Annotated in this window: 15 protein-coding genes; 1 reads left to right on the top strand and 14 read right to left on the bottom strand. The window is 35.2% G+C overall.

The features are described 5' to 3' along the window. Positions 1-303 precede the first annotated feature (303 nt). The 10 genes from DIT68_RS11080 to asnB all read right to left on the bottom strand — a co-directional run bounded on the left by DIT68_RS11080 (position 304) and on the right by asnB (position 14,132). Entirely contained in the window at positions 304-1,320 is a 1,017-nt protein-coding gene (locus DIT68_RS11080; RefSeq protein WP_109359873.1) for an META domain-containing protein, read from the bottom strand. A gap of 320 nt (positions 1,321-1,640) precedes the next feature. After that, positions 1,641-2,324: an LOG family protein gene (locus tag DIT68_RS11075; RefSeq protein WP_109359908.1), complete on the bottom strand. Its 684-nt coding sequence runs from the start codon at positions 2,322-2,324 to the stop codon at positions 1,641-1,643. A 12-nt stretch (positions 2,325-2,336) separates the two neighbouring features. Continuing rightward, a complete protein-coding gene (gene uvrA / locus DIT68_RS11070) occupies positions 2,337-5,138 on the bottom strand; it encodes an excinuclease ABC subunit UvrA (protein ID WP_109359872.1) in 2,802 nt (933 codons plus the stop codon). 95 nt (positions 5,139-5,233) lie between these two features. Further along, positions 5,234-6,160 carry a lytic transglycosylase domain-containing protein gene (locus DIT68_RS11065; protein ID WP_109359871.1) on the bottom strand — a complete coding sequence of 309 codons (927 nt, stop codon included), beginning with the start codon at positions 6,158-6,160 and terminating at the stop codon, positions 5,234-5,236. Positions 6,161-6,343: 183 nt separating this feature from the next. Further along, positions 6,344-7,423, bottom strand: a complete 1,080-nt coding sequence (locus DIT68_RS11060; protein WP_109359870.1) for a glycosyltransferase family 4 protein — start codon at positions 7,421-7,423, stop codon at positions 6,344-6,346. 19 nt (positions 7,424-7,442) lie between these two features. Then, positions 7,443-7,991 carry a dTDP-4-dehydrorhamnose 3,5-epimerase gene (gene rfbC / locus DIT68_RS11055; protein WP_146194196.1) on the bottom strand — a complete coding sequence of 183 codons (549 nt, stop codon included), beginning with the start codon at positions 7,989-7,991 and terminating at the stop codon, positions 7,443-7,445. 32 nt (positions 7,992-8,023) lie between these two features. Next, positions 8,024-10,339, bottom strand: a complete 2,316-nt coding sequence (locus tag DIT68_RS11050) for a polysaccharide biosynthesis tyrosine autokinase (RefSeq protein ID WP_109359868.1) — start codon at positions 10,337-10,339, stop codon at positions 8,024-8,026. After that, the gene (locus DIT68_RS11045; protein ID WP_109359867.1) at positions 10,339-11,112 is read right to left on the bottom strand and encodes a polysaccharide biosynthesis/export family protein; all 774 of its coding nucleotides are present in this window, start codon (positions 11,110-11,112) and stop codon (positions 10,339-10,341) included. The genes DIT68_RS11050 and DIT68_RS11045 overlap by 1 nt, the downstream gene beginning before the upstream one ends. Next, positions 11,113-12,294 (bottom strand): glycosyltransferase, encoded by a 1,182-nt coding sequence (locus DIT68_RS11040; protein WP_109359866.1) that lies wholly within the window; start codon positions 12,292-12,294, stop codon positions 11,113-11,115. Beyond that, positions 12,279-14,132, bottom strand: coding sequence for an asparagine synthase (glutamine-hydrolyzing) (asnB, locus tag DIT68_RS11035; RefSeq protein WP_109359865.1), 1,854 nt, complete (start codon positions 14,130-14,132; stop codon positions 12,279-12,281). Before asnB ends, DIT68_RS11040 begins: the two co-directional genes overlap by 16 nt. Before the next feature lie 39 nt (positions 14,133-14,171). Between asnB and dacB the strand changes: the two genes are divergently transcribed. After that, positions 14,172-15,644 carry a D-alanyl-D-alanine carboxypeptidase/D-alanyl-D-alanine endopeptidase gene (gene dacB, locus DIT68_RS11030; RefSeq protein ID WP_109359864.1) on the top strand — a complete coding sequence of 491 codons (1,473 nt, stop codon included), beginning with the start codon at positions 14,172-14,174 and terminating at the stop codon, positions 15,642-15,644. A gap of 76 nt (positions 15,645-15,720) precedes the next feature. Here dacB and DIT68_RS11025 read toward each other — a convergent pair whose 3' ends face one another. From DIT68_RS11025 to DIT68_RS11010, 4 genes are all read right to left on the bottom strand, one after another. Further along, a complete protein-coding gene (locus DIT68_RS11025; RefSeq protein ID WP_109359863.1) occupies positions 15,721-16,815 on the bottom strand; it encodes a Rad50 family protein in 1,095 nt (364 codons plus the stop codon). Positions 16,816-16,934: 119 nt separating this feature from the next. After that, positions 16,935-17,432, bottom strand: a complete 498-nt coding sequence (locus tag DIT68_RS11020; RefSeq protein WP_146194195.1) for a hypothetical protein — start codon at positions 17,430-17,432, stop codon at positions 16,935-16,937. Positions 17,433-17,547: 115 nt separating this feature from the next. Further along, positions 17,548-19,068, bottom strand: coding sequence for a GH3 family domain-containing protein (locus DIT68_RS11015; protein WP_109359861.1), 1,521 nt, complete (start codon positions 19,066-19,068; stop codon positions 17,548-17,550). A gap of 191 nt (positions 19,069-19,259) precedes the next feature. Beyond that, a complete protein-coding gene (locus tag DIT68_RS11010) occupies positions 19,260-20,696 on the bottom strand; it encodes a PorP/SprF family type IX secretion system membrane protein (RefSeq protein WP_158276172.1) in 1,437 nt (478 codons plus the stop codon). Between the last annotated feature and the right edge of the window lie 23 nt (positions 20,697-20,719).

Genomic DNA, 20,719 nt, shown 5'->3' with positions numbered 1-20,719 from the left:
TTCATTTTTATTATTATTTCGAATTGCAAGATTAAAACAAATTGTTGGGATAAATTCCTTTATTTTCCAACTATTTGAATTTAAAAAGTAGGGGAGATAAATTTTGTTCACAGGCTGCTGAAAATAGAATACTCAAAACCTATTCCCCAATATAGCTATTTTAGACTTCATTTACTATTCTGTGAAGAAACAATTTGAGCACAGCGTTAAAAAATTACCACAACCAAATAGAAATCAAAGCATTAGAATAAAAAAGCGAACCCAACAGTTGGATTCGCCTTAATCTGATTAAAATATTCGGTTTTATTTCTTGAATACTAATAACTCTTTTCCGCCTTTGTCAAACAAAACTAAGTGAGCGCCATCAATGCTGTAGGTTACAGCTCTACTCAAATTCAATAGAAATGAATCTGGAATATCCATCTCTGGACACATCATTTTAGTACCTGCAATTGCACCAAATTTCAGCTCAGTACTTGATGCATTTTCAATAGGACCATTGAAATTATTGCATCCATCAGTCCCAGCAATCATTAATTTATCTAAATCGAAAATGATTTCTGGATTTTTCTGTCCCTCGGTTAGCTCTTCTCCAAGAATAGAAATGTTTTTCCAAGATCCTCCCAATGCAGGATTGGCTTGAGATTCATCAACTCGAATGTAGGTCAAGATAACTTTTCCTTCCTTATTCTGAAATTCCAATTCTTCACCCTTCAATGTATATTTTTCTACTTTAGAAAGCGCTTCTTGATATTCCTCTTCAATGTTTTCGTTTGCGCAAGCCATCAAAGTCCCTAGTGCACTTGCCAGTTTAATATTCTGTGTTGTTAATTCGCTGATTTGTGTTGAGTACAAATTACATCCTCCGTTTCCAGAAATAGACATTGTATTCAGTTCGATTTTCATTGTAGGTAAAACAATCATTCTGTTGATATTTCCACCATTTATTGAAGTCAACACCCAATCTCCATTCAACTGAACTCTTGGATCCGCTTTCTTTTCCAATTCCTTAACCATTTTGTATTGAATTGAAGAAGCATCCGCAGGTACCTTTTCGGCATCCAGGGCTACTTTATTCACTTCAATTTTCTTCATGTAGCCTGCTTCATATTCAAACCCTTCAATACTGGCGAACATATTTTCCCACTTTTGATTTTCAAGATCTTCACCATTATAGACTTTTAAACATTTCGATTTTCCTGCACCAGCGTCACATTCTGTTTGGAATCCGCCAACCCACATTATTTCATTCTTTGGTGTTGAACAGGCTTGTAAAATTGCTAAACCGGCAACAAATGGCAATACACTTCTAAACTTCATATCTGATATTTTAAAATTCTTCTTTAATCCTTAATCTTGTTTTCTACTGTTTTGCAAAGGTCGCACCAATTTCAACGTGCAAATGTTAGAATAAGTTAAGCCTGTCTGGTTTTTGAGCTGAATTTTTGGATTTAACGCCTACACTATACTTTACCAGTAGATATATCAAATCCATCAACAATGTGAATAACCGGTGAACTGACAAAATCCTTCACAAATTTCTATTCCAATTTGTTGAAATAGAAATTTACGAAGGCTGACATTGGACTAGGGGCATAAACCCTTAATGATCTAATTCTGCTGAACCTATAGCGTCTAAACTAGAAATTCGGTTTCAAAGAATGTGTTTTAAAGAAATCGTCTATGTATTTCACCGCTTCTTCCTCATCATCGCACACTTTAAAAAGATCTAAATCTCCTTCAGAAATGTTACCTTCTGCGAGCATCGTGTTTTTAATCCAATCGATCAATCCTTGCCAATATGCTGTACCTAAAAAGACGATTGGTTTTCTTTCTATTTTCTTGGTCTGAATTAATGTCAATGCTTCAAACAACTCGTCCATTGTTCCAAAACCACCTGGCAAGACAACAAAAGCCTGAGAATATTTTACAAAAACAACTTTTCTAACAAAGAAATAATCAAATTTCAAGTTTGAATCTTGATCGATGTATTGATTTCCACTTTGCTCGAATGGCAAATCGATATTTAATCCAATAGATTGTCCGCCACCTTCTTGAGCACCTTTATTTCCAGCCTCCATAATTCCAGGGCCTCCTCCAGTAATCACACCATAACCGCGTTCGCCTAACATTTTAGAAATGTTCACCGCTTTTTGATAGTATTCATTGTGCGCCTGTGTTCTCGCCGATCCAAATACAGATACACTGGGTCCTATTCGTGCCATTTTTTCGTAGCCTTGAACAAATTCTGCCATTATTTTAAAAATTGCCCAACTGTCGTTTGACTTTATCTCATTCCAATCTTTTCCTGGTTTATGACTCATATCATTCATTTATTATCTTTCTAATTCTGTTTTTAAATATTTTGCGGTGATTGAATCTTTGCTTTTCTTCACCAGTTGCTCTGGGGTTCCTTCTCCCACAATTTTACCGCCTTCTTTTCCTCCCTCAGGCCCAACATCAACAATGTAATCTGCTACTTTCACAATGTCTAAATTGTGCTCGATGACCAACACCGTATTTCCTTCATCCACCAAGCGATTCAATACATCCAATAACATTCTGATGTCTTCAAAATGTAACCCTGTTGAAGGCTCATCCAAAATGTAAATTGTTTTTCCTGTACTTTTTTTAGAAAGTTCGGTGGATAGTTTTATTCGCTGTGCTTCTCCTCCGGAAACTGTTGTTGAGGGTTGACCGAGTTTGATATATCCCAACCCTACGGAAAGCAAAGTAGACAATATACGATGAATCTTTGGAATAGGCTCGAAAAACACTGTCGCTTTTTCGATGGTCATGTCTAAAACATCATAAATTGATTTTCCTTTGTAACGCACCTCCAGTGTTTCTCTGTTGTATCTTTTTCCGCCACAAGTTTCACACTCCACATAAACATCGGGTAAGAAATTCATTTCAATCTGTTTTAGCCCTCCACCCTTGCAAGTTTCACATCTTCCACCTTTTACATTAAATGAAAAACGTCCTGGCTTGTATCCGCGAATTTGCGCTTCTGGCAAACCAGCAAACAAGGTTCTGATCTCATCAAAAACCTTAGTATAAGTCGCTGGGTTGGACCTTGGTGTTCTTCCAATAGGGTCTTGGTTTATCTCAATTACCTTATCCAAGTGTTCTATTCCCTCAATCTTCTTGAAAGGCAAAGGGTCTTTTACTCCGTTATAAATATGTGCATTTAAAATTGGATACAAGGTGTGATTCACCAAAGAGGATTTTCCACTTCCAGAAACACCGGTAACACAGGTAAAAGTTCCCAATGGAATTTTTAAATCCACATTCTTTAGATTATTTCCTGTGGCACCTTTAAGCACCAATTTTTTACCGTTTCCTTTTCTTCGTTTTTCGGGGTTTTCAATTTTCTTTTTGTTGGATAAATATTGGGCACTGAGCGAGTCACTTTTCATCAATTCATCCCAAGAACAAGCGTTCACAATCTCTCCTCCATGTACTCCAGCGCCAGGGCCAATATCCACAATAAAGTCTGCTGCTTCAATCATTTCGCGGTCGTGTTCTACCACAATTACCGAATTTCCTGAATCTCGTAAATGTTTCAAAGACTCTATTAATCTTGTGTTGTCTCTTTGGTGCAACCCAATACTTGGTTCATCTAGAACATAAAGTACATTCATCAATTCCGAGCCAATTTGAGTAGCCAAGCGAATACGTTGACCTTCTCCCCCAGAAAGCGTCCTAGCCGAGCGATTTAATGTTAAATAATTTAATCCAACAGATAAAATGAATGAAAGCCTATCATTGATTTCCTTTAAAATTTCCTTACCAATGGTCATTTCCGATTTACTTAATTTCTTTGGTAATTTTTCAAAGAAATGCGCTAATTCATCTATATCCATTTCAACCAGCTGACCAATGTGCTGCCCTTCAATTTCGAAGTAATGGGCTTCTTTTTTAAGTCTTGAACCTTCACAAGTAGGGCACCTCTTTTTATTCATGAAGGATTGCGCCCAGCGGGTAATTTTCGCCGAGGTTTTCTCTTCGATATGCCTAGTCAAAAAATCAATAATTCCTTCGAAAGAAGCAACGTTTTTTCCTTGACTATTTCTTGTGGCTTCTCGTCCGTAAAGAATTGCGGTTAATACATCATCTGGAATTTCTTCGAGTGCCGTATTTAGAGTAAAACCTTCATCTGTAAGAAATCTTTCTAATTCTTCAAAAATCCAAGTTCTTTTATAGGTTCCTAATGGTGCTAAACCACCTTTTTTAATCGATAATTTCTTGTCTGGAATAATTTTATCTAAATCAATTACAGAAATTTCACCTAAACCATTGCAAGTTTGACAAGCACCATAAGGTGAATTAAAGGAAAATAAATTAGGTTCAGGATCTGGATAACTTATTCCAGAAGAAGGACACATTAAAGTTCGACTGAAATGCCTTACTTCTTTGGCATCATACTTCATCAGCATCATCGATTTATCACCAATTTCCATACTGGTTTCCACCGCCTTTTTTATCCTTTTCTCATCCTTTCGATCTACTTTCACCCGATCAACAACCAACTCAATATCATGCACTTTGTAACGGTCAACCTTCATGCCTGGTGTCATATCAATGAGTTGTCCATCCACCCTCACTTTGGTAAAACCCTTTTTTAGCATTCTTTCGAAAAGCTCTCTGTAATGACCTTTTCTTCCTTTCACTAAAGGCGCTAAGAACACTACTTTTTCTCCTTCAAAATCATCAATAATTAAGGATACAATCTGATCGTCGGAATATTTCACCATTTCCTCTCCAGAAATGAAAGAGTAAGCTGTTCCTATTCTGGCGAAAAGTAAACGCATAAAATCGTATACTTCTGTAATGGTTCCTACGGTAGACCTTGGGTTTTTTGAAACTGTTTTTTGTTCAATAGAAATCACTGGAGAAAGCCCATCTATTTTATCCACATTAGGCCTGTCCATCCCCGATAAAAACTGTCTTGCATAGGCAGAAAATGTTTCTATGTATCGGCGCTGTCCCTCAGCAAAAATGGTATCAAAAGCCAAAGAAGATTTTCCGCTACCACTTAAACCGGTAAAAACAACCAACTTATCTCTCGGAATGACTAAATCTATATTTTTTAGATTGTGCTCTTTTGCTCCAAGAATTTCTATTTGTTCATTCATATTTAATGCTCTCGTAATTATTAATGATTCCGCTTAAAATTTGGATTTATACTTTTATTCCTTAAGAATCCGCAAAGCGAAATACCGCTTTAGGTTTAACCTTTGAACAGTCCAAGTTGTTCGTTGTTTTTTGGAATTTTAAAAGTAAAAACCTCACCTTCTTTCACAACAAAATCTTTTCCTCTGATCCACGGGTTGAGTTTGCGCAATATTTTAATGGAAATTCCCTGTTGAACAGACCATTCATAAAGGTTGGGAATTGAGGTATCAATCACAATATCTTTGGTAACATATTCTGGATATAAACTTTCCTTGTCGATGTAGAAACCATATTTTTCTGGATTTTCAAACACCATTTTCACTGCCAAGATTCTAAAAATATAGCGCGCTGTTTCAGGATTTAGCGACAAATCAAAGAAGTTATCCACTTTTTGTCTTTCAAGATTACTGCTTATTCCATACATTCCTAAATTATAGGAAGCAGCAGCCAAAATCCAAGAATTAAATTTTTTATGCGCATTTTTAAGGTACTGACAAGCTGCTCTTGTGCTTTTTTCAACATGATAACGCTCATCCATTTGATGGTTAACAATTAATCCATATTCTTTTGCAGTTGGCTCCATAAATTGCCAAAATCCTTTTGCACCACTTGGACTTGTAACATTTTGCAATCCACTTTCGATAATAGAAATATAAACCAAGTCCGTGGGAACTCCTTCCTCTTTAAATATCTCTTTCATCATTGGAAGCCAACGATTGGAGCGTTTCATCATCATAATTGTATTGGAATGCCAAAAATTATTGATCACTAATTCATTGTCCATTCGTTCTTTTATGTCCAAATCTTTAAATGATATAGAATCTCCCGCAAAAAATATTGAATTAGGAACCTCAGGAACAACAAAGTGATTTTCTATTTGCGCTTGGACAAACTCTGGTTTTTCACTAGGTGTTTTTGGTTCCTTGTTACAAGAAAGTAAGAACAAAATCATGATTGATGCAAGAAGAAAAATCTTTCTCATGTTGAATTGAAATTTTAGTGCAAAAGTAATGATTCTATGACAATTTAAACCTAACCAAAACTTAAGCAGCCAAGATAAATAAACACTTGTTAACAGACTTAAGATTAGTGCCTATAAATCTCTAACAAATGCTAATTTCAACAGTAAAGTTATACTCGAACCAAGCTGGGAAAAGGCAGAAATCTACTCCCCTTTTACTGGTTCTTTGTATTTAACTGTATTTCTATAAAGAGGAATGAATACTGCGAGAAATAAGACTAATCCTGCGATTGAAGGAATAACATATCCAACACTAATGAAATATCCGATAAGGAAAGCAACTAGCGTAGAAATGATGCTAATTGATAGAAATATCACCCAGACTTTCAATTCAGAATACCCTTTATAAACCATGTGGTGAGTGGTGTGGTCTTTTCCACCGAGCATAACTGAAACCCCTCTTTTCGTTCTATTGATTACTACTGTTAGGGTATCTGCAACCGCTGGGGTAAATGCAGCCAGAATAAGAAAAACAGCAGACCAAGAAGGCAGCTCAAAGCTAGCAGGTAAATTCCAGAGTGCTTTTATACCAAAAAAACTGACAAAAAGAGCAATAAATTGACTTCCGGTATCGCCCATGAACATCTTTGCTGGATGTATATTGTAACTAAGAAAGCCAATCAAAGCGCCAATTTGAGAAATAATGAGCACTGACCAAAGAACATTTCCTGGATCATTTAAAAATCCAAATACACCAAAACATGTGAGTAATATAAATAATGAAACTGTTCCTGTAATACCGTCCATATTGTCTAGCATATTCAAGCTATTCATCACAGCAACTACCCACAAAACTGTAATGAATCCATCAACCATTGGGAGGTGAAAAATATCAATTGCATTGTTGGAATAAACGAAAATAACACCACACAAGATCTGTCCAAGTAGCTTCAGCAAGGGCTTGGTGTTGTAAGCATCATCTGCAACTCCAATACCAAAAGCCAATGTTGCAGCAGAAATGAGTCCAATAAACTCTGTATTATCAAAAATATTATTGTTTGATGTGACCACTGCATAAGAAACAGCACTCACAATGAAGGTGAAATAAAGACTTATTCCTCCCAAAGATGGTTTTGAGGTGTTACTCCACCTAACGACCACATCATTTTTATTTCTTATTCCCAGGCTTTTTGCGAACCTCAAAACAAGTTTATTAATGATAAAGGAAAACAAAAATGCTCCAATTAAATATACTGCGTACTCGGTGATAAGACTTAGTTTCATTCTGTTAAGTAATTCTGATTTAGACGAAAGGTGTCACAAAAGTACTAAAACTTTTATAAAATTTGTCTTTTTCAGACAAAACTGGCTTATTAATCCCCCAATCTATTCCTAAATCGTCATCATTCCATAGCAAACCTCCTTCACTTTCCTTGTTGTAGAAGTTGGTGCATTTGTAGCTAAAAATGGTGTTATTTTCTAGGGTTAAGAATCCATGAGCAAATCCTTCAGGCACAAAAAGTTGTTTTTTATTCTCCCCAGAAAGCTTAATTTTAAAATGCTGACCATAAGTTTCGGAATCTTTTCGCAAGTCTACCGCTACGTCTAGCACACTCCCTTGCACTACACGAACTAGTTTCCCTTGTGAAAATGGCGGTTGTTGAAAGTGCAAACCACGCAGCACTCCCTTATTTGACATTGATTCATTATCCTGCACAAAGTTGGGCAACTTCCCGACTTTTTCTTTCCAAACTTTTTCATTGAAAGATTCATAGAAATATCCTCTTTCGTCACCAAAGACATTTGCCTCAATTACAATTAAATCTCTTATTCCCGTTTCAATTATTTTCAAAATGTACTATTTATGGGTTGGTATAATATGCGCTAGTCTTCGTTGTAGTAATTACCGTATCCATATCCATAAAGGCTCTTCTTTGCGTCTACAGCATTCAGTACAACATTAATATTCTTCATTTCTTCTATTGCTGATATTTCATGGAGTTTATCAGCGTAGTTTCTTTTTGAATAATTAGATCTGAAAACATAAATTGGAACATCTACCTTTGTAAGTAAGCGCACCCCATCAGAGACCAAACCGATTGGTGGATTATCGAATATTACCACATCATATTCCTTCTTAAACTCAACAATTAATTCATCCAATCGACTACCCAAAAGTAGTTCTGATGGATTGGGAGGAATAGGACCCGCAGAAATAAAATTAAGATTTTGGATTCTCGTTTGCTGAATAACCTCTTCTTTATGGCAAAGCCTTGCCAATAGATTACTCATTCCTTTCTCGTTGGTCGCCTCTAAACCATGGTGAACAGTTGGTCTCCTCATATCAAGGTCTACAACCAATACTTTTTTACCTGTTAGCGCAATAATTCCAGCTAAATTTAAAACAATAAATGTTTTTCCTTCTCCAGAAACCGTTGATGTAACCGTGATTGTTCTAATGTCATTTTTCACGAAGGACAAGTTGGTTCGTAAAGCCCTGAAGGATTCACTAATCATGGAACGTGGGTTATTGTCCACGACAAGCAGGGAGTAAGTTTCTTTGTTTTTGTTCTGCGGAACAGACCCTAAAACACCTACTTTTCGCGGTATAATTGCTTTTAAATCTGACAATTGATTTATTTCATTGAAAAGTAAATACCTCAGGAATAAAAAAGCTAAAGACAAACTTAAGGCTAAAAACAGGCTCACTCCATAAATCAACTCAACTTTTGGAAAAACTGGTGAACCTGAAGCCGATGCATCATTCAATACCTTATTGTCAGATGCATAACCCGCATTAGAAATAGAATATACCGCCTTCTTATCGGTTAATAGTGAGAAGTATTTTTCATTTAATTCCTTGATATTATTCAGCCTAGACAATTCCATTTGTTTCTCAGGAAGCTGAAAGTAGCTGTCTTCAAACTCCTCCAAATCTTCTCGTATAATCGCTAACTTCTCCTCTATTCTTTGCGAGAGTAAGTCTATCACCTCATCAATATTTTCCTTTCGAATTTGAATTCTCATCTCCAATTTCTTGATGTTTTCATTTTGGGGAGTGACTTGATAAAGCAAATCTTCCTTTTCTTCAATGAGATTGTAGAGTTCTTGAATTTGACTGTTTAAACTTGATTCATAAGACTTACCTATAATCACAGGAATTAAACGGTAGACATCCAGACTGTTTGGGTTTCCTTCTAATTTATCCTGAACAGAATTCAAAACCCTAAGCTCTTCCATACCTTGTCGTATTTCTGTTCTTAGTTTCTCTATTTTTTGTGAGGTATTGGCAGCTATTTGTTCAGGATTGGTGATGTTCTCCATTCTTTGGTAGACCATTATGCTGTCTTTCGCCATTTTCAATTCGCGAGTGAGCGAATCTAACTGAACCGCTATAAACTCTAATACATTATCCGCACTTTCTTTTTTGATATTTTCGTCATATTTAAAAAAGTTAGCCGTTAAAGATTGAATCATTTCTTTGGCAAGCAGCGGACTATGACTTCTAAAGCTAATTTGAACAGTTCTCGCGTTCGCATCAACGGGCGTAACGGTAAGTCCAGGTCTTAAACGTCGCGACATTGTGGACTTATCATTCAATTCAAAATAGAGTTTATTGCTTGTTGAATTAAGCACAAACTGACTCCAATTATCGACAATCACCCGCATGTCAAAGAAAGGGGTTTTTAGCAATGAGTTAGGTGCAAACTTATAGTTGTAATTACCACCATTAAATTTAAAGTTCATGATTATTTTATCCTCCATTGAGGATAAGAAAATAGGAGTTCCAAACAACGATGAATCCTTAATTATTAAAGGCATGATTCTTACCACGCCCTGCTTATATAAAGTTTCTGTTAAAAATTCTCCTTTAGCATACAAGGAAACGGTTAACGGAAGATCTGCAACAGCCTTTTCAAAAAGTAATTGCGAGCGCAGTAATTCGATTTCCTTTGCAATCGTTCCCTCTTTCCGTATATCCTTAAAATCCAAAACATCAGCCCCTTGATTCTCGCTGTTTAATTGAATTAACATACTGGATTCATAAACGGGCTTTGTATACCGCACATAGATAAAAGCAGAGACAACCAAAAGAATAGAAATAAGCGCACACCAATACCAATTTCGTTTGATAACAATCTTCAATACTTTTAAATCAAAAGTAGTATTGACAAATATTTTCCCTCTCTGATTTATCATTATTTGACAGTTGTAAATACTGAAAACACCAATAACGCAGAAGAAATCAGTGATACGATTGGTGTTACTTCTTTCAAGAATTCACGTGACAATTGTTTTGTTGGTTCCACGTAAATATAATCATTCGATTGAACAATCATGTCTGCATATTTCAATCCTTCTAATGTACTCAAATCAATTTGATAAATTTTTCGGCCCGCAGTAGTTTGCCGCATTACTTTAACCACATTGGCCTTTCCACGTTCAGTAATACCACCTGCCAAAGCTAACGCCTCCATGAGTGTTGTGTTGTCATTGACTATCGAAATCACCTTTGCATCTCCTCCTGTTCCGGGAAAAACAATTACCCTCCTATTGATCACTTGAACCTGTATAAAAGGATCGATATAATTTGCAGAATAAAGCTTTTTCAATTTTTCCTGTACCTCAATTATGGACATACCGCCAACTTGGACCAAACCAAGCATAGGAATCTCAACTGTTCCATCTTGACGAACGAGATATTGTAGCGCTACCGAGTTGAGTTGTTGACTCCCTGCATTGGCTCCAATTCCTGCCGACATATCAATTACTTTTTTCCCATCTTCTACGTAAAGCGAAAAAGAAATTTTATCGTCAGGCGCTAGTCGATAGGCGTCATCTGGAGCAATTGGAATGTTATCTGTTATCACTTCTGCATCCGAAGTTTTAAACATAACGTGGCTGTTCACATTACAGGATGCAACAAGAGACAAAAACATTACAGAGATAACGAACGACTTTAAAAACTTCATTTATTTTAATAGTGATTTATAATATTTTCTTGTATCGTCTACCAATCGATGATAACTATACTTATACTTCACGTTTTCTTGCCCAAAAATAGAAAACTTTTCTCGCAAGGATGAATCCTCAACCAATAAACGCAGTTTCTCAGTATAAGTTTCAATATCCCTTCTTTTAATCACAAAGCCGGCTTCTCCATCCTCAAGAATATCGCGGACACCTCCAACATCTGTCGAAATCACAGGAATACCCGAAGCTTGTGCCTCAATTATACTCACCGGCGTTCCTTCATTTTTAGAGGTTAAACACATAATATCCATTCCTTGATTGAAGGTTGCGATGTCTAAAATCCACGAAGTCATCACAATTGTATTGGGATATTTTTGATGAATTTCTGCTACTCTTTCTTCAATATGTGCTTTTTTACTTCCGTCTCCAACGACAAAAACACGAATTTTTTGTTTGGTTTGACTGAGTAAATTTTCAATCACATTTAAAAAATAATCATGATCTTTTACTGGAGCCAATCGGCCAACAATGGCAATGGCAACTTCATCTGGCTGTAAATTATATTCCCTTCGAATAAGTGCACGGTTGGTTACTTTATTTTCAGAGAATTTCGCTAGGTCGAAGCCCAAGGGAATGACCTTTATTTTTTCTGCAGGAGCAATTTTATGAACCTCACTTAATTCTTCTTTTTGGAGTTTACTAATGGCAATTATTCCTGTAGATTTTTTCGCCAAATAACGTTCGATTTGCTTAAACATTTGTGTTTTCGCATTTCCGAAATAAGAATGAAAAACGTGACCATGAAAAGTATGAAGAATTACAGGAATCTTTAAAGAAATAGCTGCTGCCCTTCCCACAAATCCGGCCTTTGATGCATGGGTATGGACAATATCTGGTTGAATTTCCTCAAGTAGTCGTTTAATTTTTTGGTAAGCTTTAAAATCAGTTTTGGGATTTAAACTCCGTTGGATTTCTGGAATTATAATTGGCGTTATTCCATATTGTTCTAGTATATGATGTGAATCCTTTTCTCCTTCGTCAGGAACACCACCAATTAAAGTGGTTTCAAATTCATCTCCTAGAAATTTCGTTAAAAAAGTGGCATTAAAAGTTGGGCCTCCAATATTGAAGCGGTTAATTATCCTTACTACTTTTATTTTCTTGCCTATTTTTCCATCCATCTTTCAAACCAATTTTGAAATACTATAAATGCCCACATTGTAACTGTAGCTTCCTCTTCTTCGCCTTTTTCAAAATCAAGTTTCAATTGGGTTACACCATCAATGGAAAACACATTTTGATTTTCTATGTATTCTTTTGAAAACCAAGATTCGTTAACAACATTTCCCCAAACGCTTTCAATCCAATCTTGTAAAGGTATTTCAAAGCCTTTTTTGGAGCGAGAAAACACCTCATCAGGCAAAACATCTCGAAAAGCGTCTCTTAAAATGCGTTTTCCAACTCCATTGGCATATTTGTACTCGTCGGGCAAGCCATTCACAAAATCTACAACTTCTCTATCCAAAAACGGTGTTCTCACTTCTACGGAGTGATTCATGCTCATTAGATCTACTTTTTTCAACATGTCGTTGGGCAAAATAAATTGTTGATCTGTCATTAGAAAACTCTGTAAATTATCTTCCCCTGGTTTTATTTTACTTTTATATGGCGAACTATTTAAAAGTAAATTATCTCTTCGATTTTTAGAAATAAACTGAGCGAGCATCCAATAAGAATCTGGCCATTTTTGTTGTAACAAATCACCAAACTTTTTCATCTGTCGAATGCGATTTGAAATTTTCCCTCTTCTATTTCCTCCCGACATTTGACCTGCTACTTTTGAGGCTACTTTCAATAAAATACCTGGCTTTTTACTGCGAATGTAGGCTTTGTGTTTGTTGTATCCTGCGAAAAGTTCATCTGCACCATCTCCAGACAAGCAAACTGTAACTTGTTTTTTAGCTTCACGTGAAAGAAAATACATTGCCACTGCGCTTGAGTCGGCAAAAGGCTCATCGTAAGCAGCCAAAACTTCATGAAATGACTCCACAATACTTTCTTTTTCTAGCTGAATTGGAAAATGGGAAGACCCAATATGTTCTGCTACATTTTTAGCGTATTGAGATTCATCGAAAAAGTCATTTCCAACAAACCCAATAGAAAAAGTATTGACAGAAGTTTTAAAATCGGTTGTCATGCGAGAAACAATTGAACTATCTACTCCACCGCTCAAAAATGCACCAATGGGAACATCTGCATTCAATCTTTTAATTACCGCATTTTCAATTCTTCGCTTTACTTCCAACACCGCCTTTTCATAAGGCATATCAACTTTTTCGGCATTTCTTACAGAGTAATATTCTAAAACGTCTACGCTTCCGCCTTTGATTTTCAAATAATGTCCTGGCAATAATTTATGCACCCCTTCAATCATCGTGTCTGGTGCTGGCACATAGGTAAATTGAAAATATGCGTTTAGGGCAGATTGATTGATGCTTGTTTCTTTCAACATGTATTTGAAAGCTGTTAATTCAGAAGCAAATAAAATCGCATCTTCCTGAATTGAAAACAACAAAGGATTTATTCCCATGTGATCGCGCACCAAAAGCATTTCATCTTCTAGCTGATCATAAAACGCGAAAGCAAAACAGCCTTGTAAATCGTTTATTCCAGCAACGCCATTTTCTATAATGTGGTATAACAAAACCTCAGTATCAGAAGAAGTTTCAAAAATGTATTCCTTTTTTAATAAATCATTCTTTAATTCCGGATAATTGTAAATTTCTCCGTTAAAAACGATAGAATAACGTTCGGATTTGTCATAAAAGGGCTGGTTAGACCTCTCGTTTAAATCTATAATTGCCAATCGGTTGTGCCCCATAATAGAATTCCCCATAACTTCTAAAGAGGTATTATCTGGTCCACGATGTTTTTGACTTAAAAGTGCATTTTTCACACCATTTATATCACTATCTTTAGGGGGTTCGGAAAATTTTTTCAATCCAACTATGCCACACATAATATTTTATCGATTTTTATAAAAAATTAAAATCTCGCCATGAAGATAACTTTTGTTTGGATTTTCTGCTTAATTTTTATCAATTTATCTGTTGCTCAACAACAAAACAATGTTGTACAAACGGCCATTGACCAATTTTCTGATCATTCTGCACTCCAAAATGCTGGTATTAGTTTTATGGCTTTTGATTTAGAAAACGATAGTATTATTGCTCATTTCAACCATAAAACTGCGATTATTCCAGCTTCAACAGTGAAATTATTTACAACGGCTACCGCTTTTGAAATTTTAGGAAAAGATTTTAAGCCTAAAACAAAATTGTATCTAACAGGAAAGGTAGACAGCGCAGGAGTTTTAAATGGCGATGTAATTATTCGCGGATTTGGAGACGCCAGCTTGGGAAGCAAGTACTTTTATGAAGAAGAGGAGCAGGGCAAATTCCTAGCAGATTGGATAAATGCATTGAAAGAAAAAGGAGTTAAAAAAATCGATGGGAAAATTTTGGCCGACGGTTCTGCTTTTGGATATGATGGCGCACCGAATGGTTGGTCTTGGTCTGACATGGGAAATTACTACGGAGCTGGAGCGAGTGCATGCGCTCTGTTTGATAATATGACAAGATTGCATTTTTCCACTCCTTCCAGTTTGAATAGTCCAACCAAATTGGATTCGATGACACCAACCATAAAAAACTATCAACTTTTAAATCAAGTAACTACACATAGCTCCAGTAGTGACAAAGCGTATATTTATGGAACGCCCTTTTCGTATCAAAGATTTGCTGTTGGCAGTATTCCGAGAAGTAAGTCAAATTTCGAAGTAAAAGCAAGCATTCCTGATCCGGAATTACTTCTTGCACAGGTATTCGAAAAGGCGTTAATTCTGGAGGACATTTCAATTGAAAATCCAGCGGAAGGTTTGAGGTCCTTGATGCAAAAAAAAGAAAACGTTGAACTAAACTATAGTGATTTTGATATTCTACTTGAGCATGAAGGAAAATCCGTTTCTGATATTGCTTATTGGACTAATATGAGAAGTGTAAACTTTTTTGCCGAACAACTTTTGAGCTTAGTTGCCTTTGAAAAAGCAGGAATAGAAAGTACGGACAAAAGCGCTGAATTTGTCAATAATTATTGGGAATCGAGATTAGGTGTAAAAATGATGCAAACTGACGGAAGTGGATTGTCCCGAACGAATGCTTTTAGTGCAGAGCATTTTGTGAAATTATTGAAATACATGCATAAATCCGAAAACTTTACAGCCTACGAAGAGACTTTACCCGTTGCTGGTTTAAGCGGAACATTAAGAAGTGTTTGTCGTGGACAAGCAGCACAAGGAAAGTTAAAAGCAAAAAGTGGAACAATGAATCGCATTAAATCTTATGCTGGATACGTTGACAGTAGTAGTGGGAAAAAAATTGCTTTTGCGATAATAGTAAATAATGACGACTTGAGTAATTATCAATTGGTAAAGAAAATGGAGGTGGTTTTTAATAGTATGGCGAGGTATTAGGGTTGTTTTTTGTGAAAATATTTAGTCACTAAATTGTGAAATCCTGAATTTGCTAAGTGCGTTTTGACTTCACACCCTATTCTGAGTTACTATCAGTCATTTTATCACCACAACATGAGCAATATGGCAAATGAGCGAAATTTTCCTCACCACATTTATTACATTTTTTGAATAATTCAAGACCACAAAAGCGACAAAAATCAGTTACAATTCCATACGTCGAAGTTTTATCTTTTTTCCCTGCAGATTTGTCCCACTTCTTTATAATAAAATCCTTACCACAGGAAGGGCACATATGGTCATCAAGCGCTTTTTCAGCTGTTTCTATTTGAACTTTTTTGGCTCTTTCTGTTGTTGAAACCTCTAATTCTTTCTTTTTACTCTCAATGAATGCTCTAATTTTATTTATGACATAAATCCCAAAAAGTACACTTAGAATTATTCCTACGGTATAACGAATATATCCGCCATAGCTTGGTAGGTAAGGAACTAGTCCAAAAAAGAAAGCGTAGAACGAAAAGAGCACAAATCCTAAAAATAAAGGCCAGTATTTGTGTTTTCTGAATTTAACAATGAATAATATTCCTAATAAAAGGATAGGCAGAATAAACAATAAACGGATGAGAAAAACTTTTAAATCATAAGTCCTAATTGCATTTTGCTGTTCATTATAAGCTCGATTTTCTTCCTTATTTATTTTTTCATAAATCGTGTTTTTCTGGTTGGATAGAGTTTGTATTTCACTTGAAATTTTGTTCAACTCAATTTTCCATTCTTGTTGTGTCTTGTAAAATTCATCAAGTTCCTTCGCACGCGATAAAACCTCTTTATCTTCATTTGGGGAACCAACCGTTTTCCTTGCTTTTAACCAATTATCAAATGATTTTTTAGCATTCGCATAATTGCCATTAACGATCCTAAGGGTGTTTTGAATACTTGAACGTTTTTGATCTTTTATTTCTATCTGAGCATCGATTTTTAGAAGTTCAGCCTCTTTATCTTCTAAAAAATCATGGTTCTGGAATTCTTCGACATTTGGCCTCTCTTCCCATTCATCAACATCATCAATCAATTTTCCAGAAAGTGAAATTAAGAATCCACAAAGCACTATTGCAATGAGGTAATTAATGAGTTTTGATGTTTTCTCTAACTTCTTGTTGTTAAATTCCATAATATACTTGGTTGAAATTATTTTCTTAAAACATTCTAAAGCTCAATTAAGAACTGAGGCTCAAAATAGTTTTCGAAGTTAAGAAAAGTTCTATCATGAAAAAAAAGAAGAATTCTGCTTTATAATTTGAGTAGGCGAACTTTATTTGCAACACACCAAGTATCGCTTTTTAGACAAGCTCTGAGAAACATTTCATAAGAATCTCCTCCTGATTTAATTCGAATAGTAATGTCGGATTGTTCTATACCATTCTTGACTTTGGACTCCTCAATAATTTCATCTATTTGAGCCTTTCCCCAATCAAAATTGATTTTGTCAGCACTCGATAAAATATCATTAAAGTTTTCCTTAGAGTGACTACTTAAATGCAAAACAGCACCTTTACTTTGCGCTCTAAAAATCTGTTTCAAACTATCTGAGGCGTCTATCTTTTTTAGTATAAATTCGAATTTCGAATCAGTCATTAAGAGAGATTCAAACATCTCCAAATCTGAGGATTGAAAAGATAAAAATACGGCTTCACCGAATTGATCAACAGTTTGTAATTTTAAAGAATCCTGAGCAATCGAGGTAATCGTTGTTAGAACAAACAGAAATGTAAATAGTTGATTTACCATATTTTCAGCTGAATTTGGAGACAATTAGAACTCAATTTTCACTCTAAAATTGACCACATCATTTTCAACCCTAAAAGTAACATTTACATTGTAGATGTGCCTATATAGAGAAATACTATATTTTTCGAATTAAAAAAGACTCCCATTCTAAGGCTTGGACTTTATTCAAAACTCTTGGGAATTTATGCTGCGCTCCTAATTTGCCTTTTAACTGCATATATTCATAAAACCTTTCTACCGGAATCATTTTTACCCTAGGTGCCTTCAATAAATACTTTCGTACGGATTTATAATCGTCATTTATTTCCTCAAGCATTTGGTTGAGATAAACGGAATATTTTTGAACATCAACAGTGTGATCAGACCCTATATACCAACAATGTCTATCGTCTTTTTTTGCAGGTAAAACACAATACTCTTCAGATGAGATATTAAATTTTTCATTCGTTCTTTGCACTGCTTTATTCATGTTTTCCAATGAAAGGTGTTCACCAACAATATTTAATGTGTGTTTAACACGACCAACTATCTTTAATTCTAATTTTTCGAGATCGGTAAATTTGATGATATCCCCCATAAAATATCTCCAAAGCCCAGAGGAAGTAGTAATCACTAAACCGTAACTTACATTTTCCTTTAGCTCATTCAGCATATATGTAGGGAACTGACTTAAATCTCCATCTGCTCTTAAAAGCCCAAAGTACTTTTCATCAATAAATTCGTAATAAACCCCATGACTTGTCAAAAGGGTCATACTACTATTTGCTGGGCTTTTCTGATATGCGAAGAATCCCTCACTCGCTAAATAAGTATTTTTAAAGAACACACTATTTGAACAAAGTGCCTTAATCCTATGTTCATAGGTTTCCAAAAACACTCCTCCGTGAAGGAATATTCTAAAATTTGGCCATATTTGATGAATATTATCTACTTTATAGGTTTTAACGATTCTTTCCAATAGTATTAAAACCCAAGAAGGAGCACCAGCAACAACACCAACATCCCATTTTTTAGCGTTTTTCACAATCTCATCCAATTTTGAATTCCAATCGGTCATTTGAGAAATTTTGCTTCCTGGTTTTGAAAACAAGCGATACAGAAAACGTTTATTCTTTTGTAAAATTCCGCTTAAATCTCCCTCAAAGTAATTATTTATTTCCTTCAACTTAGTAGACCCTCCTACCGTCAAAACTGTCGATTGAAAAAAACTTGAAGGCAAATCTAACTCGTGAAGTTGGACTAATTGTTCCAAGGTAGTTTTTTGAAATTGTTTGAGCATTTGATCCGACACTGGTATTCTTTTCGAAGTACCTGTAGTTGTGCCTGAAGAAAGTGCAAAGTTATTGATTTTACTTGGCCAAGCGATATTAGTCCCTCCTTCAAGCTGCTCAATAATATAAGGGTTATAAAACGTTTCATAGGTGAAAATTGGAACATTTTTTCGAAATGCATCACATATATCTTCATCTTGTAACAATCTATTAAAATCGTAATCTACCCCAAATTTAGTTTTCTTTGCTTTGTTTAAAAGATCAGTCAAAACCACAGATTGTTCAATGTTATTCGCTTTTCTTTTCACACCATAGTTATAACCTACTCGTGTTGTATTCTTCAAAAACGTCCCTACAAATGCCATAAAATTCCTTTAGAACACAATGATAATTGCAATAAACGATAATTAGATTATTGAAAGATTATCGAATAATTAACGATGTTTATTTTGTTAAAACAGATTTAATCTTGTGAGAAAGCATAAATTTATTGCTGCATAAATTTCGTATAGAATCGAAACTTGAAAAAACAACTGAATTTAAAAGGACATTAAAGTTACTTATGTGCTTCATCCACCACAAATTCTACCCTTCTATTTTTGGCTCTATTTTCTTCAGAGGTGTTTGGAACAATTGGTTGAGCATCACCCTCTCCTTTTGTTGTAACTCTATTTTCTTCTACTCCCTTTTTCACTACGTAAGCTTTAACCATAGTAGCTCTTTTAATAGCAATATTCTTTTTCACTTGAATACTTCCTAAATCACATGAGTGCCCAATAACTGTAACGTTTAACTCAGGATTTTCGAGCATTACTTCGACAATTTTATCTAATTCATCTTCAAAGGAAGGATCTAAATCAGTAGCATTTAAAGGAAATTTTAATTTAAAGTCAAATACACTTAAATCAATCGAACTTTCTTTTTCAATCGACTCCTCAATGAGCACCGGTTCTTCTGCAACATCTATTTCATCAATAATTGGTTCATCTTTTACAACAGGCGCTTGAACAGTATCCTTTTTTTCAATAGTTGAACTCTTTTCTGATTCAATGGCATTTGTTTCTTGCTTATTTGGAGATGGAGTTTCTACCCTTTTTCGTTTACCTTTTGCACCGAACTTAATCCCCAACATAACTTCATGCGTTCCACTTGTGAAAGCACGTAATTTTGCTCCACCAAATTCATAAGCATAGCCGATTTCAAATAAATCATTTATTTCTAAACCAAATCGTCCTATAAAACCAACATCTGTTCTGTATCCCGCTCCAATAGAAATTAGATTATCATAAGTTACTTGAGCATTAATATCAAATTGATTGTTATTCGCTGCAAAACCTCTATAAAGAACAGAAGGCTGGAAGTCCAATTTCGTTCCAATTGGCAATTCATATCCTAAATAGGCAACAATATGCCTTTTCATTTCAACATTTGCACGATTAACAACCATTTCACCAATTTTTGCAGTTTCAAAAACCTGTGGAATTGAAAATCCAAATTCTAATTTTCTATAGTTATAATATAATCCAACATCATTCTTAAAAGAAAGCTGAGAATAATTTCCATTTGCAAAAACTTCATCCGATTGATCATCTACAATAGCATCACTTGGTGTAAGGGTGGTTTGATAAATACCAGCAGATAAACCAAATCTCAGGTTATGTTCTTCTCCTAATTTTATGCGGTAAGCATAAGTTCCAACTCCTGAAAAAGTATTGGTTAAATCTGTATTATCATACATGATCATTCCTCCTATTCCAACGTTTTCCAGCACACTCGATTGTACACTTAAAAAACTTGTAGAAGGTGCAGATTGAATTCCAACCCATTGTGCTCGATGACTTAAATAAGAGGAAACTCCATCATCAAACCCTGCATAGGCTGAGTTAACATGATATCTGTTTATATTGTACAAACTGTTTAAGGAAATTTGTTGAGCATTTACAAATGACATTGAAATAAGTACAAATAAGACTGTGAGTGTAATGGTTTTCATATTTTTTCTATTGTAACTCATTA

The organism is Brumimicrobium oceani (assembly GCF_003143775.1).
GTDB lineage: Bacteria > Bacteroidota > Bacteroidia > Flavobacteriales_D > Crocinitomicaceae > Brumimicrobium > Brumimicrobium oceani.
This window is presented reverse-complemented; position numbering and strand designations above follow the sequence as displayed.